Origin of the sequence: Streptococcus sp. 20925_1_69 (assembly GCF_041432365.1) — a bacterium.
In the GTDB taxonomy this organism is placed as follows: Bacteria; Bacillota; Bacilli; order Lactobacillales; family Streptococcaceae; genus Streptococcus.
Genome location: NZ_JAPVZL010000008.1, coordinates 73871 through 100153, shown reverse-complemented (window position 1 = coordinate 100153; position 26283 = coordinate 73871). Strand labels below are relative to the sequence as shown.

23 protein-coding genes and 3 tRNA genes are annotated in these 26283 nt (G+C 34.7%); 8 read left to right on the top strand and 18 right to left on the bottom strand.

Annotation, left to right across the window (positions count from 1 at the left end; translation table 11 throughout):
- Nucleotides 1-9 precede the first annotated feature (9 nt).
- From O3601_RS06895 to O3601_RS06820, 16 genes are all read right to left on the bottom strand, one after another.
- The gene (locus O3601_RS06895; RefSeq protein WP_371471998.1) at nt 10-489 is read right to left on the bottom strand and encodes a sigma-70 family RNA polymerase sigma factor; all 480 of its coding nucleotides are present in this window, start codon (nt 487-489) and stop codon (nt 10-12) included.
- Nucleotides 490-609: 120 nt separating this feature from the next.
- Nucleotides 610-2568, bottom strand: a complete 1959-nt coding sequence (ftsH, locus tag O3601_RS06890; RefSeq protein ID WP_371471995.1) for an ATP-dependent zinc metalloprotease FtsH — start codon at nt 2566-2568, stop codon at nt 610-612.
- Nucleotides 2569-2583: 15 nt separating this feature from the next.
- Nucleotides 2584-3126, bottom strand: a complete 543-nt coding sequence (gene hpt, locus O3601_RS06885) for a hypoxanthine phosphoribosyltransferase (RefSeq protein WP_371471994.1) — start codon at nt 3124-3126, stop codon at nt 2584-2586.
- Between the two features lie 4 nt (nt 3127-3130).
- Nucleotides 3131-4408, bottom strand: a complete 1278-nt coding sequence (gene tilS / locus O3601_RS06880) for a tRNA lysidine(34) synthetase TilS (protein ID WP_371471993.1) — start codon at nt 4406-4408, stop codon at nt 3131-3133.
- Nucleotides 4405-5673: a class A beta-lactamase-related serine hydrolase gene (locus tag O3601_RS06875; RefSeq protein WP_261026261.1), complete on the bottom strand. Its 1269-nt coding sequence runs from the start codon at nt 5671-5673 to the stop codon at nt 4405-4407. The genes tilS and O3601_RS06875 overlap by 4 nt, the downstream gene beginning before the upstream one ends.
- On the bottom strand, nt 5666-5788 hold the full coding sequence (locus tag O3601_RS06870) for an SP_0009 family protein (RefSeq protein ID WP_000429334.1): 123 nt from the start codon (nt 5786-5788) through the stop codon (nt 5666-5668). The genes O3601_RS06875 and O3601_RS06870 overlap by 8 nt, the downstream gene beginning before the upstream one ends.
- Nucleotides 5789-5792: 4 nt before the next feature.
- The gene (locus tag O3601_RS06865) at nt 5793-6161 is read right to left on the bottom strand and encodes a septum formation initiator family protein (RefSeq protein ID WP_261033777.1); all 369 of its coding nucleotides are present in this window, start codon (nt 6159-6161) and stop codon (nt 5793-5795) included.
- Nucleotides 6154-6420, bottom strand: coding sequence for an RNA-binding S4 domain-containing protein (locus O3601_RS06860; protein WP_001234978.1), 267 nt, complete (start codon nt 6418-6420; stop codon nt 6154-6156). The genes O3601_RS06865 and O3601_RS06860 overlap by 8 nt, the downstream gene beginning before the upstream one ends.
- Before the next feature lie 57 nt (nt 6421-6477).
- Nucleotides 6478-9987, bottom strand: coding sequence for a transcription-repair coupling factor (mfd, locus tag O3601_RS06855; RefSeq protein WP_371471973.1), 3510 nt, complete (start codon nt 9985-9987; stop codon nt 6478-6480).
- Nucleotides 9988-10557: an aminoacyl-tRNA hydrolase gene (pth, locus tag O3601_RS06850; protein WP_261054724.1), complete on the bottom strand. Its 570-nt coding sequence runs from the start codon at nt 10555-10557 to the stop codon at nt 9988-9990.
- A 71-nt stretch (nt 10558-10628) separates the two neighbouring features.
- Complete coding sequence (gene ychF / locus O3601_RS06845) at nt 10629-11744, bottom strand: redox-regulated ATPase YchF (RefSeq protein ID WP_261025158.1); 1116 nt, start codon at nt 11742-11744, stop codon at nt 10629-10631.
- Nucleotides 11745-11828: 84 nt separating this feature from the next.
- Nucleotides 11829-12023: a DUF951 domain-containing protein gene (locus tag O3601_RS06840; RefSeq protein WP_000285186.1), complete on the bottom strand. Its 195-nt coding sequence runs from the start codon at nt 12021-12023 to the stop codon at nt 11829-11831.
- A gap of 64 nt (nt 12024-12087) precedes the next feature.
- The gene (gene dnaN, locus O3601_RS06835) at nt 12088-13224 is read right to left on the bottom strand and encodes a DNA polymerase III subunit beta (RefSeq protein ID WP_261058404.1); all 1137 of its coding nucleotides are present in this window, start codon (nt 13222-13224) and stop codon (nt 12088-12090) included.
- A gap of 163 nt (nt 13225-13387) precedes the next feature.
- The gene (gene dnaA / locus O3601_RS06830; RefSeq protein WP_033678806.1) at nt 13388-14749 is read right to left on the bottom strand and encodes a chromosomal replication initiator protein DnaA; all 1362 of its coding nucleotides are present in this window, start codon (nt 14747-14749) and stop codon (nt 13388-13390) included.
- Between the two features lie 212 nt (nt 14750-14961).
- Entirely contained in the window at nt 14962-15720 is a 759-nt protein-coding gene (locus O3601_RS06825) for a ParB/RepB/Spo0J family partition protein (RefSeq protein ID WP_261033773.1), read from the bottom strand.
- Between the two features lie 57 nt (nt 15721-15777).
- Nucleotides 15778-16959 (bottom strand): S1C family serine protease, encoded by a 1182-nt coding sequence (locus O3601_RS06820; protein WP_261026232.1) that lies wholly within the window; start codon nt 16957-16959, stop codon nt 15778-15780.
- Nucleotides 16960-17141: 182 nt separating this feature from the next.
- Here O3601_RS06820 and rlmH point away from each other — a divergent pair, with 182 nt between their 5' ends.
- The 7 genes from rlmH to O3601_RS06785 all read left to right on the top strand — a co-directional run bounded on the left by rlmH (nt 17142) and on the right by O3601_RS06785 (nt 20323).
- Nucleotides 17142-17621: a 23S rRNA (pseudouridine(1915)-N(3))-methyltransferase RlmH gene (rlmH, locus tag O3601_RS06815; protein ID WP_285300535.1), complete on the top strand. Its 480-nt coding sequence runs from the start codon at nt 17142-17144 to the stop codon at nt 17619-17621.
- Nucleotides 17622-17664: 43 nt separating this feature from the next.
- Nucleotides 17665-17738: transfer RNA gene (locus O3601_RS06810), tRNA-Arg, on the top strand.
- A gap of 164 nt (nt 17739-17902) precedes the next feature.
- A complete protein-coding gene (comC, locus tag O3601_RS06805; RefSeq protein ID WP_371471967.1) occupies nt 17903-18034 on the top strand; it encodes a competence-stimulating peptide ComC in 132 nt (43 codons plus the stop codon).
- Nucleotides 18035-18046: 12 nt separating this feature from the next.
- Nucleotides 18047-19372: a competence system sensor histidine kinase ComD gene (comD, locus tag O3601_RS06800; RefSeq protein ID WP_371471965.1), complete on the top strand. Its 1326-nt coding sequence runs from the start codon at nt 18047-18049 to the stop codon at nt 19370-19372.
- Complete coding sequence (gene comE, locus O3601_RS06795; RefSeq protein WP_000866065.1) at nt 19369-20121, top strand: competence system response regulator transcription factor ComE; 753 nt, start codon at nt 19369-19371, stop codon at nt 20119-20121. Before comD ends, comE begins: the two co-directional genes overlap by 4 nt.
- Nucleotides 20122-20172: 51 nt before the next feature.
- Nucleotides 20173-20244: transfer RNA gene (locus O3601_RS06790), tRNA-Glu, on the top strand.
- 5 nt (nt 20245-20249) lie between these two features.
- Nucleotides 20250-20323: transfer RNA gene (locus tag O3601_RS06785), tRNA-Asn, on the top strand.
- Nucleotides 20324-20363: 40 nt separating this feature from the next.
- On the opposite strand, the gene O3601_RS06780 is transcribed toward O3601_RS06785, so the two are convergent.
- On the bottom strand, nt 20364-20906 hold the full coding sequence (locus O3601_RS06780; RefSeq protein ID WP_130883252.1) for a TetR/AcrR family transcriptional regulator: 543 nt from the start codon (nt 20904-20906) through the stop codon (nt 20364-20366).
- Between the two features lie 127 nt (nt 20907-21033).
- Here O3601_RS06780 and O3601_RS06775 point away from each other — a divergent pair, with 127 nt between their 5' ends.
- Nucleotides 21034-23676 (top strand): YhgE/Pip family protein, encoded by a 2643-nt coding sequence (locus tag O3601_RS06775; RefSeq protein ID WP_371471943.1) that lies wholly within the window; start codon nt 21034-21036, stop codon nt 23674-23676.
- Between the two features lie 29 nt (nt 23677-23705).
- Here the strand turns inward: O3601_RS06775 and O3601_RS06770 are convergent, their stop codons facing one another.
- Entirely contained in the window at nt 23706-26249 is a 2544-nt protein-coding gene (locus tag O3601_RS06770) for a YfhO family protein (protein WP_371471940.1), read from the bottom strand.
- Nucleotides 26250-26283 lie beyond the last annotated feature (34 nt).

Genomic DNA, 26283 nt, shown 5'->3' with positions numbered 1-26283 from the left:
CATGAATTCCTAATGAGTACGGATGTCAAACTCTTTAAACACAATACGCAAGTCCCTTAACACTCTTTGACGTCCTCGGAAGCGTTCATCTCTTAAGACGCGTTCTAACTCTTCTTGTTGCTCTTTAGTTTGTTTACTTCTATAATCTCTTAGTGTTTCATGAAAGAGATAATAGTCATCTAGCCAGAGTCCTCCCTCACTTATACGATGACTTATCTCACCCACTTCTTCATAAAGCTCTTTATCATATCTTCGTTTTTGACTTTCTTGTTTACGGAGATAATCTAGAATTCGATTCCGGAATTTTGTTTTGAAATATTTACGTAAGCGTGGGATATCTTCTACAAGCCCTTCTTCTCTACTGATCAATTCATGTAAGCAAATCATTCCCTCTTGGTCCCAGTCCGATAACTCCCACAAATGAAGGTAATATTCCTTTCTACACTTGTATACAATTCCTTGGACTTCTTCATACATTTTTTTAAGCATAGTCTTCCCCTTTCTAGATACAGTCTAACAGATTCGAAACATCGTTTGTGACATTTTCTCCATTCTGTTCTCTTCACCGTTTCAAATGCACAAAAAAGAGAGGACGGGCCTCTCTCGGGGTTATTTTTCGTCATTCATTTTTGACTTCACTTCATCATAAGATAATGCATGAGATTCCTCTTCTACTGTTTCAGGCATCTTTCCTGTTTCGTAAAGAGATTTAATTTGTGTACTATCCAATGTTTCGTATTTCAATAATGCTTCTGCAATCAACTTGTGAGTTTCACGATTTGACTGAATAATTTCAGCAGCTTTATTTCGTGCTTCATTCAATAATGAACGAACCTCTTCGTCAATTTCATAAGCTGTTTGTTCTGAAATTGATTTTTGAGGACTCTGTGCACCAAACATAGCATGGTTTCCTTCATATTGTACTGGGCCAAGCTTTTCACTCATACCGTATTCTGTAACCATTGTACGCGCCATTTGTGTCGCCTGTTCAAAGTCGTTTGAAGCTCCTGTCGTTTGGACATTAAAGATAATTTCTTCAGCTACACGTCCACCCATTAAGCCAGCCAATTGCTCTTTCATATCTTCTTTAGATAAAAGCATTTGGTCTTCCTTAGGAAGTGCAATCATATAGCCACCTGCACGACCTCTTGGTACAATTGTAACCTTATGGACAACGCGGGCATTCGATAAGACTAGACCAACAATGGTATGTCCTGCCTCATGATAGGCAACCAATTCACGTTCTTTTTGTGAAACTGTCTTATCTTTCTTAGAAGGACCAGCAATAACTCTATCTTCTGCTTCATCAATGTCTGAAGCATCAATTATCGATTTATTACGACGAGCGGCAACCAAGGCTGCTTCATTCAATACATTCTCTAAATCAGCACCAACAAAACCTGGAGTTTGTTGAGCCACTAATTTCAAATCAACATCTTCTGCTAAAGGCTTGTTCTTAGCGTGAACTTTCAAGATTGCTTCACGACCTTTAACATCAGGACGGCCAACCAATACTTTTCTATCAAAACGTCCTGGACGCAAAAGGGCAGGATCAAGTACATCTGAACGGTTTGTCGCAGCGATGACGATAATCCCTTCATTTCCCTCAAAACCATCCATCTCAATCAAAAGTTGGTTCAAGGTTTGTTCACGTTCGTCATTACCTCCGCCGAGACCGACTCCACGTTGACGTCCAACAGCATCAATTTCATCGATAAAGATAATAGCTGGTGCTGCTTTTTTGGCATCTTCAAAAAGAGAACGAACACGACTAGCTCCAACTCCGACAAACATTTCTACAAAGTCAGAACCTGAGATACTAAAGAATGGAACACCTGCTTCTCCGGCGACTGCTTTGGCAAGCAAGGTCTTACCTGTTCCTGGAGGTCCCTCCAAAAGAACACCTGCTGGAATACGGGCTCCAAGTTTTGTGAATCGTTTTGGATCTTTTAAGAACTCAACAACTTCAACTAGTTCTTGTTTTTCTTCCTCAGCTCCAGCAACATCTGAAAATCTTACTTTAATATCTTCTTTATTTGCGGCTTTAGCCTTACTACGTCCAAAACTCATTGGGTTACGGCTATTATTTCCTCCCATATTTCCCATCATAGAGAATAGAAAGAAGAATAGAATACCGAATGGCACAATGGATACAAGAATATTAATCCACATACCACTCGAACTTTCATGCTTAACAGTTACTTCCGCCTTATGGTCAGAAGCAAGTTTTTGCAATTCTGATACTGTAGTATCTGAAGGAAGAATAATACTTGAAAATTTCTCTACTGTTGTAGCAGAAGGAGAAAAGAACTGGATACCTGTTTCTTCTTTACTTGTTTTAGGATTTTTATAAACACCCGAAACTTCGATAACACTACCATTTGGTTGGTAAGTTAATTCTTTTACATTGTCATCGGTAATTTCTTTTACCAATTCTGTATAATTAATTTGCTCACTTTTCCCTGCAACACTACCTGTGCTAAAATACTGGTAACCTGTAACTAGCAGAAAAATAAGTAATAACCATAGAAAAGGATTTTTAATTAAACCATTATTTTGTTTTTTCATTAAAAATTGTTCCTTCTAATTTGAATATACTTCTTCTTTCAATACTCCAACATAAGGAAGGTTACGATAATTTTCTTTGTAATCTAAACCATAACCTACTACAAACTCATTTGGAATAGTAAAGCAGGTATAGTCTGCCTCAATTGCTACAACACGTCCCTCTGGTTTATCCAACAAGGTTGCAATGTTAACAGAAGCTGCTTCTCTTTCAATAAACATATCTCGCAAATTCTTCAAAGTTTGACCTGTATCAATGATATCTTCTACAAATAGAACATGTCTTCCTTTGATATCTTGAGTCACATCTTGCTTGATATTGATGACACCACTACTTGCTGTTCCACCATGGTAGCTAGAAACCATCATGAAGTCCATTTCAATATGTGTGTCGATATGTTTAACCAATTCAGCCATAAAAGGAATAGATCCTTTTAAAATCCCAACTAAGATTGGATTTTTTCCTGCATAGTCCTTAGTTAATTGAGCACCTAATTTTTTAGCAGCTTCTGTAATTTCATCGTGTGAAACGAGGATTTTTTTAATATCGTTTTCTAACATTTTTTTACCTATCTATTTTTTCTATATAAAGTACAGTGTTCATTATATCATTTTTCGTGTTTTTACTCAAATTACTGGTCGCAATTCCCAAAATTGAAACAATTTCACCAAATTGCTCAATAATCAGAGCAGATTTTCGCTTTTCCATAGGGATTTTTAAATCAATAAATAGACGTCTGAGTTTTTTTCTATGCCCATTTAGAATCAAAACATCTCCTGTTTTTCGAGGACGAATGAGTATTGATGTTTCTCGTGAAACAGGTATTTGTTGAATTGATTCACCTTCTAAAGGAAGTCCAAAGGAAAATGTGTATCCTTGATAAGTAGCCTGATTTTGATAGTGTAACACAAGTTCATCTTCCTTTTCATCAGCCTGAGGACTGATTTTACAAATCTGAAACTGTTGATACTCTTTTACTAATTCATAACCATTTTTAATCGGATGACGATACTGGCTTTTAGTTTTTAAAATCTGTCGAACTTCATCAAACTGAGCTTTTGTAAGATTCAAATCTGGAAAACGATTCAGATAAGTTTGAAGTAAAACTCTTTGTGTGGACTCAGAGTAAGACAATAGCTGCTCTACATTTTCTACATCAATATTCTTTGATAATTCAGCTATGGCTAAGTCATAATCCAAAATCTCACGTCCAATATTTAATATTGCATCTCTAAATCGAGGATTTTCTTTTTCTAATTCTGGTAAGTAAGAGTTTCGAATACGATTGCGAAAATAATGATTTTCCTTATTTGATATATCTTCAAAGTGAAAAATTGGCGGAAAGTCTTTTTTCTGAAAACGCAAGAAGGGACGAATAATTTCTATCTCTCCGACTACTTGCTTCTCCTTAATTCCTGATAGATAGCGCAAACGAGTGCCTCGAATCAAACGCATCAAAATCGTTTCCACCTGATCATCAGCATGGTGGGCAGTAACTAAAGCTGTCGCACCTGTCTTTTTCATGACCTCTTGAAAAAAATCATAACGAAAATTTCGTGCACGCGCTTCTGAAAATTCTCCTGAAAAATTGCTGATATAAATAGGAAGCTCTGCTTCAGCAGCCAACTTCCTTAATTCCTTTTCTTCCCAATCTGATTCTACTCTCTGCTTATGATTCACATGAGCTAGAATCAATTCAATTTCTAACTCTTTTTGATACGTAGATAATACCTTAAATAGAAACATAGAATCTAATCCACCAGAAAGAGCTAGCACCACCTTAGCATGTTTTTTGAAATATTCCTTCTTGAGAAAATGATTTAAAAAATCTTGTTCTCTCATTTTAGAACCTCATAAACATCCTTGGCTATCTGAGAAATTGTATCATAATCAGAATTCTTAGTGAAAATAGAAAGAATAAATGGAGAATCTGCGTAGACAACACCTGTATCATGCTTAAATTCGTCCGCATCCCCAATTTTATGAGCTACCTTCACAGAAACACCTTTAGCAATTCGCTGATTATCAAAATCTGTTTTAGTCAAAGACTCTAGCACAAATCCATTTTGATTATAAATAGCTTCCATGGCCTTCCCGGCCATCTTGGAAGAAATCAATTTTTCTTTTGGATCCCAATCATCTCCCATAATGGCAGACATCTTGGATTTGAATGTGGCATCAGATTGGTTTGAAATGTAATAACCCAATATATTATGAGCTACATTATCAGATTCTTTAGATACTTTTGTGATTAAGTCCTTGAGAGAATACTCTTTATTATCCTCTTTTTTAGGAAGACTACCACTTCCCTCTGGTTTATAAGAACCTGGAAAATCATTGACTGCAGATACATATTTTACAGTCGTATCTAACTGATAAAGACCCTCATTTATTTTTTCTTGCGTATAATAAAGATAAGGGAGTTTCAAAACACTAGCTGCATACATCTTTTCATCTTGATTGATACCAGCTTCTTTTCCAGTAGTCAGTTGCTTAACATAAATAGAGAATGAATCCTTCTGATATTTTTCAGATAACATTTCTTGAACTTTACTCATCCGATTATCTTCTTCAGAAGTTGATTCTTTAGCTACCCATCCAACCTGATCAATATGTAGAAATTCTCTTCCTTCTACAAACATGGTCTTGTCGATTGATACTTGCGAATAAGCTGATAAGGATGATTTCACTTCTTTTAAGTCATAAGGACTATTGTACAGTTTAAAATCAGATTCTAACCATACTTTTTTTATTGTTGGAGTTACCTCTGATTGATCATATAAAGATCGTTTGTCCGCAGCTATAAATTGATGATTTGATAGCTTAAATACCGGAATTCCTTGTTTATTTAAGCGCCACTCGGTTATTTGAAAACTTGTTTGGGGAGTCAATTTTCCAGATTCCACTACTAAATCTTCATTCGCATAAACAGGAACCTCTCCATAAACCATGGGAGAACTTAATTTTTCTCTAAAATAAATACCAAAGTCAGATTGTGAAAGGTAATAAATTTCTTTCGAAGTATAGACGACTTCTTTTTCTGTGCTAACGACTTTTGAAATGGTCAAAAAACTTGGTAGCAACAAAATAATTAAAAATTTACGCATTCTTCCTTTCCTTTTCTTCTTGTAAACGCAATAATTGATTTTTATCAGCCAATTCTTCCAGCTTTTCATCTGATAAACTCAAAAATTGCTCTATTACGTCTAATAAATTTTCCATTTTATCACCTTTGAAGCAAGTCAGGAATCGTATAAACTATTTCCCTCGACTTAGAATAATAGTACTTCGCTCGTGTATATTTGGCAGCATAGTCCTCGTCTTTCAACTTAGTAGCAAATGCTGTCTCCTTATCCTTTTCATCACTCAAAGTTTGATACTGAGTTTGCAAGTCTGATAATTGCTGACGTCTTTGGAGTAATTGCTGATAACTCTGCGCTAAATTAAAAGTTGGCAAGATAAATAACAGCATAATCAAAATCAATACCCAACCCATGAAACGATTCCGTTTTTGTCGTTCTTTCATCAGATAGCGACGACGTTGGTGTTCATTTTGAATAAAAGAATTATTCAATTGTACGATATTTTTAGACATTTTCTTCTACCCGTGTTTCACTGATAATTTCATACATGCCTGCTGCATCTTCTTTTTTTGTACTATCTTTCATCTCTAGTACTTTTACAAGTAGCAACTTATTTCCAAAACGAATTTCAACTTGATCATTAACTTTCAAATCCGTTGAACTTTTGGCCAAGATTCCATTCACCTTGATTCTACCTTTATCAGCTACTTCCTTTGCGACTGTACGACGCTTGATAATTCGCGATACTTTTAAATATTTGTCTAATCTCATCCTTATTACCTCAACTTATTATTGTACCATTTTTATCTATTTTATAGAAGAAAAATATCAAATGGAATTTTCTTTCTTAGACTCTTTTATCTCTAATAAACTTTCTCCAAAAATCAGCAGACCTTCTAAAATTTCATAATCTTTCTTATTTTGGACATCAAATACAAGCTCCATTAATCCCTTATTCTCAGTGATATCCGCTTTTAAGTTCGTTGCGGATAAAGCTTTAAAATAATCTTGAGCTAAAAACAGTCGTTGAGTGACTTTTTCAAATTGAACTGTAATTTTATTATCTTTTCTTTCCACACGTTGAACAAAGACCTTGTCCAAATATAACTTGACTAAACCAATTTCTAAAAGATAGGCTACTACATCTGGGTATTCTCCAAAACGGTCTATCAACTCCTCTTGTAACTCTTCATAATTGACACGGTCGTCAATTTGACGAATTTTCTTGTAAATTTCAATCTTATGTCGTTGATCAGAAATATAAGTATCAGGAAGATAGGCATCAATTTGCAAAATCAACTCAGCATTCCCTTTGGTTCTTGTGTTAGCGTTAGCATTACCGTTTCGTTTAGCAATAGCTTCCTCTAATAACTGCGAATACAATTCAAAACCAACAGAATCAATGAAACCAGACTGGGATTTTCCTAGGAGATTCCCTGCTCCACGAATCGAAAGATCTCGCATAGCAATCTTAAATCCAGATCCCAATTCTGTAAATCCTTTAATCGCTTCTAATCTCTTCTCGGAGACTTCACTGATTGATTTTTCTGGACGATACATGAGATAAGCATAAGCAATACGATTACTACGACCGACTCTTCCTCTTAACTGATACAAGGTTGACAAGCCCATATGGTCCGCATTTTCAATAAATAAAGTATTGGCATTTGGAATGTCCACCCCTGTCTCAATAATGGTAGTTGTCACTAAAATATCATACTGACCTTCAATGAAATCCAGTAGAGTATTTTCTAACTGAATCTCACTCATTTGCCCATGAACATACCCAATCGAAGCCTCTGGAATCAACTCCTGTAATTCGGAAACCTTCTGGTCAATCGTGTCAACTTTGTTGTAAAGGTAGTAAACTTGACCTCCACGCTCCATTTCACGCAAGACAGCATCACGAATGACACTATCATTCTTTTCTAAGACATAGGTTTGCACTGGATAACGATTAGTCGGCGGAGTTTCAATAACAGACAAATCCCTGATTCCCAACATAGACATATGGAGGGTACGAGGGATTGGAGTAGCGGTCAAGGTTAGGACATCCACTTGTTTCTTCAATTCTTTCAAGGTTTCCTTATGCTTGACACCAAATCGCTGTTCCTCATCAATAATCATCAATCCTAAATCAGCAAACACAACATCTTTTGACAAAACACGATGTGTTCCAATCAAAATATCAACTTGACCGTTTTTCAATTTTTCAAGTGTTTCGGTCTGCTCTTTTTTACTTCTAAAGCGACTCAACACATCAATATTAACTGCAAAATTTTGGAATCGTTCCTTAAAATTAGTATAGTGCTGTTGCGCTAAAACCGTCGTCGGAACTAAGACGACAACCTGTTTGTGATCATTGACTGCCTTAAAGGCTGCACGCATAGCAACTTCAGTCTTTCCAAAACCAACATCCCCAACTAAAAGTCGATCCATTGGCTGAGAAGCCTGCATATCTCTCTTGATTTCCTCAACACTACGAAGTTGATCATCCGTTTCAACATAAGGGAAGGCATCATCAAAAGCATGTTGATCCTCATCATCAGCTGAAAAAGCAAAACCCTTCAACTGACTACGCTCAGAATAAAGTTTGATTAAATCGTCAGCTATATCCTCTACCTGGTTCTTAACTTTTTGCTTTGCTTTTTTGAAATGACCATCATTTAATTTATTGAGTTTAGGTGCTTTACCGTCACTTGAAACGTATTTGGAAAGTAGATGAATCTGTTCCACTGGGATAGAGATTTGATCCCCGTTTTGGTATTGAACACTAACATAATCACGGTGAATCCCTTTGATTTCAATTGTTTCAATCCCTAGATATTGACCAATTCCATGAATGTGGTGAACAACGTAATCTCCTTTTTCAAGTTCATTGTAATCTTTTAATCTCTCTGCGTTTGAAACATGTTGTCTTCGAAAACGACGTTTCAATTTCTTTTGAAAAATCTCATGTTCAGTTATCAATAAAATCTTTTCATCTACAAAATGAAAACCATGTCTGATATTACCCTCAATTAAGTTTACAGATTCTTTACAAATACTTGACTTATCTCTGGAATCTAATTTAATCTGATATTCCTCTAACACATCCTCCAATGTTTTACTTCCCATTGAATTGCTAGACTGCAGGATAATAGTATAATCCATTTTTTTATATCGTTCAATTTCTTCTTTTAAAAAAGAAAATTGATTGAAAAACTCCTGCATGGGATATTGATTAAATTGATAAATTTGGTCAAACTTGAGATTTCCTAACCCCTTTTGCAGATTAGAAAAAAAGGTCACTGGGCTTTGTTTTTTATAGATTTTCTCAGTATCCGCAAAATACTGCATATCAGAAAATGCTTTACTATTCTGTAACTCTTCTGTAAAGTATTGCGCTAGCTCCCTTTCAAAGACTTCATACTGATTCATTAATTTTTGGTAATCATCAAAGAATATTGGGATATCTTTTTCAATATAGTCAAAAACAGTCCATATCTTGTCATAACACAAAGATAAAAATTTCCGGGAATCAGAATGAATTTGTTTTTGGTGAAAACTTGAAAGAATTTCTTCTAAGTATGATTTTAAAATAGGTGATAACGTTTTTGAAATTTGTTTTTCTAAAGCTGACCGACCTCGTTGATAATCCTTTTCTCTCAAAATTATGTCGCTAGCTGGAAATATGGTGAGTTCTGTCTGATTTTCTTTCGATAATTGTGTTTCGACTTCAAATAACCTAATACCATCGACTTCATCACCAAAAAACTCAATTCGGCAAGGTTCTAACTGGGATATTTCAAAAATATCTAAAATATCTCCTCGCAGACTAAATTCGCCTTGAGTTTGTACTTGTGTAACTTTTCGATAGCCTATCTCTTTTAACTGATGGATAAGTGCGTGTTGGTCATATTCTTCACCAACTGCAATTTTTATAATGCTTTCTTTAAATCCAGTCGGAGAAGGTAAAAACAATCGACTTGCTGCAATATTACAAACTAAAATCCCTTTCTTAGATGAATCAGTCAAAAAACGCAAGGCTTCAACCCGTGAAATGATTTTTTCTTGTGAAGACATCAAAAACTCGACCATAGGGGAGTCATCTACCAAAAATGGATAGACCAGTTCCTCACCCAAGATAGAGATAAGATCACTAACAAGTCCTTCTGCTTCTCCATAAGTTGACGTCAATAACACAATCTTATCTTCCTGTCTCAAACTACTAGCAATTGCTAAAGCTTTTGTAGAAGTTGACAAGCCTAACATTAATTGTCTTTTCTTATCTGTTAAATTTTGATTCCATTTTTTTATCTGATCATTTTCTGAGAATAAATCTAATAAGGTCACCATTTATCCGTTATACCTCTGCATCGTTTTTTCAAAGTTTTTCTCTTGTAAATAGTAGTTTACAGAATCGTCAACTTTGTCAATAGACTGTAAAATACCAATATAATCATCCTTGTCAAACTTACTCAAAACATGGTTAACAACCGACATGCCATTTTTAGGTCTTCCGATTCCAATCTTAACACGATTAAAGGTCTGAGTCCCTATATGTTGAATAATAGACTTGATACCATTATGACCACCTGCGGATCCCTTTGCTCTTAAACGAATCTTTCCAACTTCCATGTCAAGATCATCGTAAATGATGAGTAAATCTTCAATATCCAAACCATAATAAGTCAATAAAGCATGAACCGCTTTTCCACTTTCATTCATAAAGGTCGTTGGTTTGACAAGATAAATTTTTTCTCCATTTAGGAAAAAGGATGCTAGGTCAGCTTGAAATATCTTATCGTGTGTAAAAGTGACATTCTGTTTCTTCGCTAGTTGGTCAATCAACATAAATCCAACATTGTGTTTTGTTTCAAAATATTTTTCCCCTGGATTTCCCAAGCCTACAAGTAATTTAGTCATTTATTTTTCCTTTCAAAAGCCAAAAGGGTTGGAATTTTTTTCCAACCTAATTGACACCGTTTATTAATTTTTTAGACATTGAAGCGGAATTCCATGATATCGCCATCTTGAACGATATATTCTTTTCCTTCTTCACGCAAGCGTCCAGCTTCTTTTACGGCCTTTTCAGACCCGTATTTCACTAGATCCTCATATGACATGGTTACTGCACGAATAAAGCCTTTTTCAAAGTCTGAGTGGATAATACCAGCTGCTTGAGGAGCCTTCATACCACGTTTGAACGTCCAAGCTCGAACTTCTTTTTCACCAGCTGTGAAGTAAGTTCCCAGTCCAAGTAAGTGGTAAGCTGCACGCGTCAACTTATCTACACCTGATTCTGTCAAACCAATGGCTTCAAGAAACTCTTTTTTATCTTCATCGTCCAATTCAGAAATTTCTTCCTCAGCACGCGCAGAAATAACGACTACTTCAGCATTTTCTGTCGCTGCAAATTCACGAATTTGTTTGACATAGTCGATAGAGTCAGGTTCTGAAACCACATCCTCATCTACATTGGCAACATAAAGAACTGGTTTAGTTGTCAAAAGGAATAGACCTTTGACAACTTTTTGTTCTTCATCTGTAAATTCGATGGTGCGAGCTGATTTTCCATCTTCAAGGACTGGTTTAATCTTTTGAAGAACATTGAATTCTACTACTGATTCTTTATCTTTTTGCGTACGTGCCATCTTTTCTACACGCGCATAACGCTTATTAACTGATTCTAAGTCAGCAAGAATCAATTCCAGGTTAATGGTGTCAATATCTGCAAGTGGATCTACAAAGGCGTCTTCACGTCCTTGCTCACGCATTACATTTTCATCATCAAAAGCACGAACTACATGAACAATCGCATCTACTTCACGGATATTAGCCAAGAATTTATTCCCTAGCCCTTCTCCTTTTGAAGCTCCTTTTACAATTCCTGCGATATCTGTAAATTCAAATGTTGTTGGAACTGTCTTTTTAGGAGTAATCATTTCAGTTAGTTTTTGTAGGCGTTCATCTGGAACTTCTACCATTCCAACGTTTGGATCAATCGTTGCAAATGGGTAGTTCGCTGCCTCTGCTCCTGCTTTTGTAATTGCATTAAAGAGTGTTGATTTACCAACATTTGGCAAACCAACGATACCTGCTGTTAAAGCCATATTTTTTCATTCTCCGTTTTCATTTCAATCCCTAATATTATAACACAAAAAGGGAAAACTTGCTAACCCTCTAACTAAGGCTTATTAGTCAATAATTTTATTCATTTTTCGATCAAAATCATATCGCCCCATCATGACAACATGGTCACAATTACTGCATTTTATTTTGATATCTGCTCCTACACGTGTAATTTCCCAACGATTAGCCTTTTTACCAGTCGACTTGATGGTGCAAGCGTGTGGTTTTTTCATTTCAACAAAATTTCCAACTTGATACATACTACTCTCCTTTTCTTTTTCGATTATATCATAAAAGAGGCGAGCTAGGCTCAACCTCTTTCACTTAATTTGTACGAACTGGTGTAATGAGCTGCATGAAGTCCTCATCAGTGTCTGCTGGAACAAGAGTAAATGGACGAACAGCTGAGATAAAGCTAATGGTCACCTTTTCGCTATTTAAAGCTTTAAGAGAATCAATCAAGTAAGTTGGGTTGAAACTAATAGTCAAATCTTCACCAGTCACCTGATCAGTATCGATTTCTTCGTTTACTTTACCAACTTCTGGAGAATGAACATGGGCGCTAACAATACCACCTTTAATTTCAAGCTTCACAGTACCATTTTGAGTCGCACTTGATAAAAGGCGAGCACGCTCCATTGACTGACGTAAGTTTACCACATCAAAAGTAATAGTAGTGTTAAAGTCTGTTGGAATCAAACGATCTGTGTCAGGATAGTTTCCTTCTAACAAACGTGTGTAGAAGCTAATATTTTCGCTTCTAAAGAGGATTTGATTGTTAGCAAAGAAAATCTCTACAGTTTCAATATCATCTGTAAATACCGCTGAAAATTCGCGTAGAGAACGGCTAGGAATTACGACATCAAAATCATCACTATTTTTCTCAAGCATTAATTTTTTCTGGCTTAGACGATGAGAGTCTGTTGCCACTGTTTTTAGCTCCTTATGCTGACTCAATACAAAATGAACACCTGTTAAAATTGGACGACTTTCTTGTGTACTTGCAGCAAAAGCTGTTTCATTGATAATTTTCTTGAGCAATTTTGTTTCAAGAACCAAAGGAGTGCTTGCTGAAATTTCTTGTATTCGTGGATACTGTTCACTATCTTTTCCTTTTAAGGTAATTTCTGATTTGCCGCTGGTTAAAACAATTTGATTTTGTTCAATTTCTTTAAAATCAAGAGTTACATCAGGTAGGCTAGATACCACATTGATAAAGAAAGAAGCTTCAAGAAGGATCGAACCTAAAGAAGTAATTAATAGACCAGCATCTTCATTTTTTTGAGAAATAAAATTTTCAATTGAAATTTGACCATTTGAACCAATTAAAGTAACACCTTCATTGGTCACATCAATTTTGACAGTTGATAAAATAGGAATGGCATTTTTAGAACTAATAGCTCTTTTAGTTGTATTTAAGGCTTGTAGAAATAAATTTTTATTAATTGAAAAATGAATCATGGATTCTCCTTTATTTATTTTTAGTATTAGAAGGATAATAGTAATAATAGAGTCTGTGAAATCTGTGGAAAACAGACTTTAAACAAGTCATATCAAGTTTTTTGGCTTGTTTAAAAAATGTGGATAAAAAAGATAAAAAAGCGAAAGTTATCCACAAGTTATTTTATTTTATTTTCTTTTTGATTGATTCAATTTCTAAACGTAAATTATCGTCTTCATCAATCAAAGATTTAATTTTTGCATGGGCATGAATGACTGTTGTATGATCTTTTCCTCCAAATTCCTTCCCAATTTTTGGAAGACTATTATCTGTCAGTTCTCTAGATAAATACATGGCTACTTGACGGGCCAACACAATATTTTGAAGGCGTCTGCTTCCCTTCATTTCTTTGACGCTGACACCATAAAAGTTACCGACTTCATTTTGGATTTTATCAATTGGGATGACGAGCATTTGGCTAACATCTTGTTTGCGAGCTCTAATAGCTTCTGCAGCAATATCAATAGTGATATCCTTGATTTTTTTTACTCTGGCAATTAAAGTGATGTCGTTGATGGCTCCCTCAAGATCTCGAACATTTGAATCAAATTGCCCAGCTAGGTATTCTAGAGTATCACTTTGGAAATTGTAGCCTAAATGTTCCGTTTTACTTTGCAAAATGGCAATACGTGTTTCAAAGTCAGGGGGTGTGATAGTTTGTGTCAATCCCCAACTAAAGCGCGTGACAAGCCTCTCCTCGAGCCCTTCTAGATGTTTTGGACTACGATCACTGGTTAGGACAATCTGTTTTTGCTTGTCATGAAGGGCGTTAAAGGTATTGAAAAATTCTTCCTGAGTTGCAACTTTTTTTCCGCTGAGTGACTGGATATCATCGATTAACAAAAGATCAAGACTACGATAGGTTTTTTTAAATTTTTCCATTTCCCCAAGTCTTAGGTGATCAAGAAAGTCATTAATAAAGCTTTCAGCAGGTATGTATTTGACACGCGCATTTGGAATATTTTTTAGAATTTCATTTCCAATAGCGTTTAACAGGTGAGTCTTACCAAGTCCCGGTCCTCCATAGATAAAAAGAGGGTTATAGGTCAGAGCCAAATCTTCAGAGACAGCTAAAGCGGCTGATACTGCCCAAACATTTCCATCCCCTTGAATAAAATTATCAAAGGTATACTTTTCTTTTAACCCAGTATCCGAATAAGGAATAGATGCTAACTTTGGACTATAGTCATAAAGAGTTGAATTTGTAGCTTCTTCAACTTGTGAGATAGTCGTATCTTGAGGTTTAGTGAAAATATAGTGGGGAGTTATTTCAGCATCATAAATTTCAAATCCAGCAACTACAATAATATCTTTTAGTTGTTTTTCCCAGACCATTTCCATTTCAGATCGTGGTAAAAATATAGTGGCAACATTGTCCTCTACCTTGATGAGTTCAGCTTGAATAGCATAGAAATCATACATGGATCGAGTCAGTCTTTCTTGAGCAAATTCTAAGATACGATTCCAAAATTGTTTTTCTTTCAATCCTTTCTCCTCCTTTACTATTTAAAAGTTTAATACTAGACCTATTTTACCATAGAGAACAAGAATTTTCCACAAGCTGTGAAAAATAATCCACAATGTTACCAAGTTTTATCCACAGGTTGGGGATAAAAGCAGAAACTATTGACTTATTAAGCTTTTTATTGAAAAAAATAGTGGATAACCTTGTGAGATAAAAAAATAAAAGAACAGCCTTATTTCAGGCTGTTGATAATTCTACTGTATTCTTCTTGATTTGAAAAAGAAATAATGATTTTTCCACTATCTTTTTTAGACAGTTTGATTTCCACATCTAATCCGAGTAGTTTTTTTAACTGTTCTTCTTCATTTTGTATGAAATGATCATTTTTTTGAAGTTTCTTTTGTTTTTTCTCTGTCAGAAGAGCTTCTAACTTCCTTACAGAAATGTCTTCTTCTATAATTCGTTGAAAGAAATAGTCTTGTTGTTCCTTATTCAACCCAACTAGAGAACGCGCATGAGCTTGTGATAGTTTGCCATTTTCTACTTCTGAGAGGATCTGTTCTGGCAAGGAAAGCAAACGAATAGAGTTGCTGATATATGGACGAGACTTGCCCATTTTATCTGCAATTTCAGCATGGGTAAATCCTTTCTCTACAAGAGATTCATAGGCGCGTGCTTCTTCTATTGGATTTAAATTTTCTCTTTGCAAATTTTCAATGATGGACTGGACCATCATCTCTTGATCTGAAAGCTGTTTAACAACAGCTGGGATAGACCTTAGACCAGCTAAAAGTGAAGCCCGATAGCGTCTCTCTCCTGCAAGGATTTCATAACCAATAACAGGAGATTGACGAACAATAATCGGTTGAATGACCCCATTTTCTTTGATAGACTGTGCTAGTTCATCTAGTTTTTCTCCATCAAATTCTTTTCGAGGTTGATAGGGATTTTTTTGTATATCTGTGATAGAAATCATTTCAAATTTTTCCATGATTTTACACTAACACATCTTTTCTCTTATGTAAAGCTTTCTTTACATAGATGTCAATTAAGATTCTAAATCACCTGAACTCTTGTCAAGTTTAATAGATGTAGTTTCTTCTTTACCGTTACGATAGTAAGTTATCTTAATGGTGTCTCCGATAGAATGATTGTAAAGAGCACTTTGTAAGTCTGTTGATGAAGCAATCTCCTTGTCATCTACTTTTGTAATAACATCGTATTTTTCAAGGTGACCATTGGCAGGCATATTGCTTTGTACAGAACGAACAACTACACCAGATGTTACACTGCTTGGAATATTCAGTCTTCTAATATCACTTGTATTAATATTTGAGAGATTGACCATTTGGATGCCCAAAGCTGGACGAGTCACTTTTCCGTTCTTTTCTAACTGTTCAATAATATTGATAGCATCATTTGCAGGAATTGCGAAACCAAGTCCTTCTACAGATGTGCCTCCATTTGTGGCAATTTTACTTGAGGTAATTCCGATAACTTGTCCTTGAATATTGATTAGTGGGCCACCAGAGTTACCTGGGTTAATAGCAGTATCAGTTTGGATGGCTTTTGTAGAAATGGCTTGTCCATCTTCAGATTTTAAAGATACATTTCGATTGAGACTAGATACAATACCCTGAGTGACAGTATTAGCATATTCAGAACCTAATGGGCTACCGATGGCAATGGCAGTTTCTCCTACGGTTAACTTGCTAGAATCACCAAACTCAGCTACTGTTGTCACTTTTTTTGAAGAGATTTTGACGACAGCAATATCAGAGAAAGTATCAGCTCCGACAATTTCTCCGGGTACTTTAGTTCCATCTGACAAACGAATATCTACTTTGCTGGCGCCATTTATAACGTGATTATTGGTGACAATGTAAGCTTCTTTGTCATTTTTTTTATAAATAACCCCAGATCCTTCACTAGAGATTTGCTGAGAATCTGTATCAGTATCATCATTACCAAATACGCTATTTTGTCTGTTTGCTGAATAAGTAATAACTGAAACAACAGCATCTTTTACTTTGTTAACAGCCTGTGTTGTTGAATTTTCGTTCTTATAGGCAGTCTGTGTAATGGTGCTATTGTTGTTAGAGTTGCTTACACTACTTTTTTGAGTTAGTTGAGCTATTGAAAAACTACCCAAGGCTCCACTAAAAAAGCTAATGACGATAACGACTAATAATTGAAACCCTTTTTTGTAAAATGTTTTTAAATGTTTCATATTTGCCTCCATATTTTTGAATTACTGAAAGTATAAACTGACTAGCTTAATTATAACTTAAACATAAAAGTTTTTCACAGATTGTGGATAACTTCCAAAAATCTGTGGTTTTCTCGGTTTAAATTAACCTTTTATTTTGTGAATAAGATGTGAAAAAATATAGAATATGTTAGAATAGAGTCATGAAAATTAAAGTTGTAACAGTTGGAAAACTGAAAGAAAAGTACTTAAAAGATGGCATCGCAGAGTATTCAAAACGAATTTCTCGATTTGCTAAGCTTGAAATGATTGAGTTAGCAGATGAAAAAACACCAGATAGGGCCAGTGAGTCAGAAAATCAAAAGATTTTAGAAATAGAAGGTCAGAGAATTTTATCAAAAGTTGGTGACCGTGATTTTGTTATTGCGTTAGCTATTGAAGGGAAAACTTTCTCCTCAGAAGAATTTAGTAAGAATTTAGAAGAAGCTTCTATAAAAGGATTTTCTACTCTTACCTTTATTATTGGAGGGAGTCTGGGATTAGCACAGGATGTAAAAAAGAGAGCCAATCTTTCTGTTAGTTTTGGCCGTCTAACTTTACCACATCAGTTAATGAGATTAGTCCTTGTTGAACAAATCTATCGCGCTTTTACGATTCAGCAGGGATCCCCCTATCATAAATAGAAAATTGACTTTTAATTGAATTTTTGGTAGAATGATTGTGTTAGGTCTCATAGCTCAGCTGGATAGAGCATTCGCCTTCTAAGCGAACGGTCGCAGGTTCGAATCCTGCTGGGATCAATATAGTAGCAAAGCTGGGAATTTTCCCGGCTTTTTTCTTAAAAAAGTACACTTGAGGAGAAAAAAATGACAGTTGAGAGAATTTTATCTAAAATGAAATTCCATTTTGTATAATGGTTTTTGTAAGTTAGCTTACAAGAAAAAAACATTAAGGAGATTTTATTATGAAAAACATAGTTAAATTGGAACAGTTTGTAGCCTTGAAGGAAAAAGACTTGCAAAAGATTAAAGGTGGGGAGATGAGGAAAATGAATGAAAAGTCCTTTAATTTCTTTAATATCTTTAGAAGAAGATAAAGGAGTAGCAGAATGGATTTTTTCTTATTAGTAGATTTGATATTATATTTTTTAATTATTAGTCATAGTTACCGTTTAATTTGTAAAGGTCAAATAAATAGAAAAGAATTCTTCGTTTTTGGTGCTTATACATTACTAACAGACATAGTATTTGATTTTCCCTTCTATCTTCTAAATTTAGATGGGTTAGGGATTGAAACATTTTTATTTCCTTTATTCTTATATTCCTATTTTCGATGGATGAAACAGTATGAGAGGGATAGAGGACTATTTCTAAGTTTAATACTATCTCTTTTATATGAGAGCACTCATAACTTTTTGTCCGTAACTTTCTCCTCTATAACAGGAGACAATTTTGTTTTACAATATTATTACCTATTCTTTTCCGTTGTAACGGTGTTGACTTATGTTGTTATCTTAAAAATCATTCATTATTTCCATTTGGAACTAGCCTATTTTGACAAGGACTACCTTTATCCTTTCTTGAAAAAAGTATTTTTTGCCTTACTGCTGCTCCATATTATATCTTTCGTTTCAAATATGGTAAGTACGATTAAACATTTGAATAGTTTTGGAAGTATTTTATCATCTATCGTCTTTATTTCTCTCCTTTTAACCTTCTTTGCAATGAATTCGCATAAAGTTCAAATAGAGAAAGAGATTGCTTTGAAGCAGAAGAAATTTGAACAGAAACATTTACAAAACTACACAGATGAAATTGTCGGTCTGTATAATGAAATCCGTGGTTTTCGACATGACTATGCTGGGATGCTTGTCAGCATGCAGATGGCAATTGACAGTGGTGATTTACAGGAAATTGACAGAGTTTACAACGAAGTTTTGGTTAAAGCCAATCACAAACTGCGCTCAGATAAGTACACTTACTTTGATTTGAACAACATAGAAGATTCAGCTTTACGAAGTTTGGTTGCTCAGTCAATTATCTATGCTAGAAATAATGGTGTAGAGTTTACACTGGAAGTAAAAGATACGATTACCAAGCTCCCAATCGAACTATTGGATTTAGTGCGTATCATGAGCATTTTATTGAACAATGCTGTCGAAGGCTCGGCTGATAGTTATAAAAAACAGATGGAAGTAGCAGTTATTAAGATGGAAACTGAAACAGTTATTGTGATTCAGAATTCATGTAAAATGACGATGACTCCTTCAGGAGATCTATTTGCTTTAGGATTCTCCACTAAGGGAAGAAATCGCGGAGTAGGATTAAATAATGTGAAAGAACTACTAGATAAATACAACAACATCATTTTAGAAACAGAGATGGAAGGCAGTACATTTAGACAAATTATTAGATTTAAGAGGGAATTTGAATGAAAGTTTTAATTTTAGAAGATGTTATTGAACATCAAGTGAGACTAGAGAGAATATTGGATGAAATTTCGAAAGAATCGAATATTCCAATATCATACAAGACAACGGGAAAAGTCCGTGAATTTGAAGAATACATTGAAAACGATGAAGTAAATCAGCTTTATTTCCTAGATATCGATATTCATGGGATTGAAAAAAAGGGATTTGAAGTGGCTCAGCTCATTCGTCATTACAATCCTTATGCTATTATCGTCTTTATTACCAGTCGATCAGAGTTTGCGACTCTCACCTATAAATACCAGGTATCAGCTCTAGATTTTGTTGATAAGGATATCAATGATGAGATGTTTAAGAAGAGAATTGAGCAAAATATTTTCTACACGAAGAGTATGTTACTTGAAAATGAAGATGTGGTAGATTATTTTGACTACAATTACAAGGGAAATGATTTAAAAATTCCTTACCATGATATTTTGTATATTGAAACGACAGGTGTCTCTCATAAATTACGCATTATTGGTAAGAATTTTGCCAAAGAATTTTACGGTACCATGACAGATATTCAGGAAAAGGACAAACATACTCAGCGATTTTATTCTCCTCATAAGTCATTTTTGGTAAATATAGGCAATATCAGAGAAATTGATCGAAAAAATCTAGAAATTGTTTTCTATGAAGACCATCGTTGTCCTATTTCAAGATTAAAAATTAGAAAGTTAAAAGATATTTTAGAGAAAAAATCTCAAAAGTGATTGACAATTAGTAAGAAATTGATATAATGGTTATATCTGCTACAGATAGAAGGTCCGTTGGTCAAGGGGTTAAGACACCGCCTTTTCACGGCGGTAACACGGGTTCGAATCCCGTACGGACTATTTTATCCGCCATAGCTCAGTTGGTAGTAGCGCATGACTGTTAATCATGATGTCGTAGGTTCGAGTCCTACTGGCGGAGTATAGATAAAAGGGAACACAACTGTGTTCCTCTTTTTGTATCAATTTGTATCACCAAGCATTTTCATAAGGAAGTCTGTTATTTCTTGAGGACTTTCTTTTTTTCCATGTGCAATCCAAGTTTGGCAGACACCAAAAAGTGCGTGAGTTAGATAGATGCTACTATATTCTAATTCAGTGGTATTGAGATTCAGTTGCATAAATCGCTTTTGTAAATCTGTACTGAGCATGATATGAAGTTTATTTCGTAAGAAATTTTGAATTTCTTTAGTCCCGTTTTCAGAAAGAAGGGCAGCCAGAAGTGGTTCTGACTCTAGATATTCAAAGACTTCTAAAATAGCGTCTCTTTTATGATGAGCATGTTTTTGAAAAATATATTCAAATGTATGAAATAGCTTGCTTTGATAATGCTCAATCATATCATACTTATCCTTATAGTGAGTATAGAAGCTGGAACGGCTAATTCCGGCTTTTTCTGCTAACTTGACAGTAGAAATTTGATCAAATGGTTGTTCCATTAGTAATTCTACCATAGCATTTTCAATAGTTCGCTTTGTTTTTAAGCGTTTGTTACTTTCTTGCATACTTCCTCCTTGTAAACAAATTATACTATATGTCTAAAAATGGATTTTTTATCTTGTAATTTAGATTTTTTATTGTATAATCTATTATATCAAAATTTTAGACAATATGTTTAAAAAAGGAGAAACTATGTTTAAAGAATGGAAAGCAATTTTTAAAAAACCAACCTTTATTATTGTCATGATAGGAATTTCTCTTATTCCAGCTCTGTACAATATCATATTTTTATCCTCAATGTGGGATCCATATGGGAAATTATCTGACTTACCTGTGGCAGTTGTCAATAATGATAAAGAGGCTTCCTATAATGGTAATACTATGGCAATAGGAAAAGACATGGTGTCCAATTTAAAAGAAAATAAAACCTTGGATTTTCATTTTGTAGATGAAGAGGAAGGAAAGAAGGGTTTAGAAAATGGCGATTACTATATGGTAGTAACTTTACCAAGTGATTTATCTGAAAAAGCAGCTTCTATTTTAACGGATCATCCAGAGCAAATGCAAATCGATTATCATACTTCAAGTGGTCATAGCTTTATTGCCAGCAAGATGAGTGATTCTGCTATGACACAATTAAAGCAGAATGTTTCTACCAATGTAACTGAGACCTATACTAAAGCTTTATTCAATAAAATGGTCGATTTAAAGGATGGTATGAGTCAAGCAGCTTCTGGTAGTGAAAAATTAACTGATGGAGCGAATCAGTTAGTGGCAGGAAGTCAAACATTAACTACCAACCTACACTCTTTAGCAGATTCAAGTTTAACATTTTCAAATGGAACGGAACAGTTTACTAGAGGATTATCCTCTTATGTTTCTGGTGTCGAACAACTTCATCTTGGCTTAGGGAATTTTAATAGTGGTTTAGTTACATATACTGGTGCAGTGAGTCAATTAGATAGCGGATTAGGTCAATTATCTTCTAAAAGTCCTGAATTAGTAAGAGGAATCAATCAGTTATATACTGGTGTAGAATCCTATACTGGCGGTGTTTCTCAGCTTAATGCTGGTCTTAATCAATTTTCATCTGGTGTTAGTACCTACACCAATGGAGTGGGAAATCTTGCAACAGGTGCTAGTCAGTTATCTAATCAATCAGCTACACTTCGAATGGGGGTGGAGCAATTAAGTGAAGGGATTCAACAACTTTCTAGCAAGTTAGATGCTTCGTCTGGGAAAAAAGATCAAATTAATCAATTATCTTATGGTCTAAATCGGTTAAATCAAGCTATTCAAAATATTGATGTTGGAGATACAAAACAATTAGATTCTGTTTTATCAAGTATAGCATCTCTTTCTAATCAAATGTTAGCAAGTGCTCAGTCTGAAAAAGCAACTACATTAGCAAATATTCAATCGACAGCAGCTTATCAATCATTGACAAGTGAGCAACAAGCTGAGATAAGTGCTTCTGTATCTCAAAATTCAACTGATAGTATTCAATCGGCTCAGTCCATTGTAGCTTTAGTTAAAGGTTTACAGGGAAGTTTAGAAAACTTACAAAATCAATCTTCTAATCTTTCGACATTAAAAAATCAAGCTAATCAAGTATTACCGCTTGCTTCTACTTCTTTGACAGGATTGTCAAGTGGATTAACAGAGATACAAGGAGCTGTTACTAGCAAATTAGTTCCTACTAGTCAGTCGATTGCATCAGGTGTAAAGGCATATACTATAGGTGTTGATAAAGTTTCTCAGGGCGCAAGTCAACTAAGTGAAAAAAATGCCACCTTGACAGGTAGTTTGGACCAACTAGTTTCAGGGTCAACTACCTTGACACAAAAATCTTCTAGCTTGACAGCAGGAGTTGGTCAATTAGTTGAAAAAACTCCAGAATTAGTATCTGGTATTGAAAAATTATCAACTGGATCCAATCAATTGAATCAAAAGAGTCAAGAATTAATGGCAGGAGTTGATAAATTGCAGTCAGGCTCTAGCCAACTAGCTGACAAATCCAGTCAGTTACTTTCAGGTGCTTCTCAATTAGAAAGTGGAGCTAATAAATTGGCAGATGGAGCTGGGAAACTAGCAGAAGGTGGAACAAAGTTAACTTCTGGATTGGAAGGTTTACAGACAGGAGTTGCTTCTTTTGGACAAGGATTAGGTAATGCTAGTGATCAACTCAAATCAGTATCTACGGAATCTCAAAATGCAGAGATTTTGTCAAATCCTCTCAGTCTATCCAAAACTGACAATGACCAAGTTCCTGTAAATGGAGTTGCAATGGCTCCTTATATGATATCAGTTGCTCTTTTTGTTGCAGCAATATCAACGAATATGATTTTTGCAAAGCTGCCTTCAGGACGTCATCCAGAGAGCCGTTGGGCTTGGTTGAAATCTCGAGCTGAAATAAATGGTATTATAGCTGTTTTAGCAGGGATTTTGGTATATGGAGGAGTTCATCTTATTGGTTTAACTGCTAATCATGAGATGAGAACATTTATTCTCATTATCCTAACAAGTTTAGTATTCATGTCCATGGTGACCGCTTTAACAACATGGAATAGCCGTATAGGAGCTTTCTTTTCTCTTATTTTGCTTTTATTACAGCTAGCATCAAGTGCAGGTACTTATCCACTTGCCTTGACAAATGATTTCTTTAGAGCTATTAATCCCTGGTTACCAATGAGTTATTCAGTTTCAGGATTACGACAAACAATCTCTATGACAGGAAATATTCATCACCAAGTTATTTTCCTTGCTGTGATATTAGTACTATTTATTGGTTTAGGTATGCTAGCCTATCAACCTAAGAAAATGGAAGGAGATTAAAAAAATCGACCGATTAACTGGTCGATTTTTTATGCCTTAGATGACTTTCGTCTGTGATTATAGATTCCAAATAGTAAGAGAGAAGTAAAGGAACAGATTGCTCCAGTAATAAAACCATTGGGAATAAAGGAAAGTGTAATAGTTCCTTTCCCCTTAGGAACATCAACTTTCATAAAGCCAGTTTGAGCTTGTTTAATTTCTATTTTCTTATCATCTTGGTAGGCAGACCAACCTTTGTCATAAGGAATGGTGAAGAAAATAGATGTATCTTGTTGGACTTCATATGTAGCAAAAACCTTGTTTTTAGAAGTCGATACTGTTACAGGTTGCTCTTTAATTTTTTGAATTGCCTCAGTTAAAGTTTGGGTATCTAAACGGTAGAAGGTAGGAGATTCAAATGATACTTGTGAATTTCCAGGGAAACTAACATTGATATTGAAAGTCTTTTTCTCTTTTGTATAGCCTAGATTAAAGAAGGAGAATGTATTATCAGCTGTAAAAGTTTTCTTTTCTCCATTTACAAGGATGTCAACTTTCTTTTGTTTGTCATTAGAAAAGTGAAGGTTTGTGAAAGAAAGATAAACTTGGCTGTTTTCTGGAACTTCAATTTGATACTGGATTGCTGCATCCTCATTTGAAGAACTTGTAACACTAATCAAATCATCAGTATTTTCAGTTTTTTCATAATGTATTGGAGAAAAATAATCAAAATTGACGTTAGCAAGTTGATTTAAAAACGATGCCTGATTATCCAAGGTATGTTCATTGAACTTGACATCATTGTAAACAGATTGACTAGCAAATGCAATCGGAAGAGAGTATTGATTTTCATATAGGGTAAGATTATCTTTTTGATATACATCTTGGAAACCATACTTATCAATAGGGTTTTCTGAGATATTGTACTGGATGCCAAATAAACTATCAGCCAAAATACTATTATTGGCATAGCGGAGATTGAGATTAGTCCCAGAGGATTTAAACCCAAGTTTATCCAAAGTAGAGCTTGCTGAACGATTTCGAACAGATGAAAATTGAGATATTCCATTGTAGTTGAATTTCATACTGTCATTTCCTGTCTGAGTTTCTAGTTTCTCAGTACGAGTAAATTGGTTCCCAATATATGTTGAGAAAGATTCCATAGCTGGGATATATCGATTATAAGCACTTCGAGAAGCAAATCCCCATTCCTTAGCAATTCCGTCCATTTGAGATGAGGCATTTAAACTCATTTCAACCATTATAAATAAAGAGATTAGAATGGCAAATAGATTTACAGAGATAAACTTTTTAATAACTACAAGGAGTAAAAGAGAATAGACAACTAAAAATTCAAGAGTAAGCAGAATATTCAAATCTGTTAGAAAAGAATAATGCGATTTTAGATAGATGGTGGCTAAAAATCCTGTTACTACAAGAAAAAGCGAAACTAAAAAATTCCAGACTTTAATTTCTTTCAGACGCTTTAAGACTTCTGCTGCTGTGTAAATTAACAAGGTAGAGAAAATCCAAGCATAGCGATGTAAAAACATATTTGGAGTATGCATACCTTGCCAAAATAAATCAAGAGCTTCTATATAAAAGCTTGCAATTAGAAATGCAAAGAAAATTGCATAGATAAGTTTCACGTGAAACTTAATAGATTTCATCGTAAAAAATAAAATGGTTAAAATAAAGGGAAGCAGTCCAACAAAAATCATTGGGATAGCCCCATACTTTGTTGTATCAAATGAACCAATGAATTGCTTAGCAAAGAGATCAAGATACCAGCTACTTTCAGTTTGAAACTTTGTAATTTCTGTCAATTTTTCCCCATGTGTCTGTAAATCAAACAGAGTAGGAAGAGTCAGAATCAAGCTAGCCATACCAGCTAAAAAGGAGGTGATTATGAAATCAAGAAAAGATGACTTTCGAGTTTTAAAGTCCCAAGAAATTTGACAGATATACCAGAAGATAAGAAACAATGCTGTCATATAGCCAAAATAATAATTTTGAATAAACAAAATTGACAGGCTTGTAAAGTACAATAGGAATTTCTTTTCAGTGATAAGTAGCTGTAAACCAGTTATAATTAAAGGAATTAAGATAAAAACATCTAGCCAGGTTTTTATCTCTAGTTGACTGACAGTAAAACTCATCAGAGCATAGGAAGTAGATAAAGTTAGTTTTAAAGACTTAGGAATCGATTGAGATAATTTATTTAAACTAAAGTAAGTTGACAGTCCAATCAATCCAAATTTTAAGAGAGTTGTCAGATAGACAGCATCTGGCATATTCGACAGATTAAAAAAATAAACTAGAGGTGAAAGAAAACTTCCCAAGTAATAACTAGATAGGGCATAGAAATTTAATCCGAGGCCACTTGTAAAGGTGTAAAACAGACTACCATTTCCATGCAGGATATTTCGTAAAGTTACATCAAAAATAACGTATTGATGAAACCCATCTCCTAATAGTGGAGATGTCTCGCTGTTCCAGTAGATACCTTGAGATAGATATACTCCTGTCATAATGATTACGGGAATGATGAAAGAAACAAAATAGGTCCAATATGTTTTAAAAAATAATTTCATGTTACCTCATAAAATGTTAGAAAACTCAGCTGGT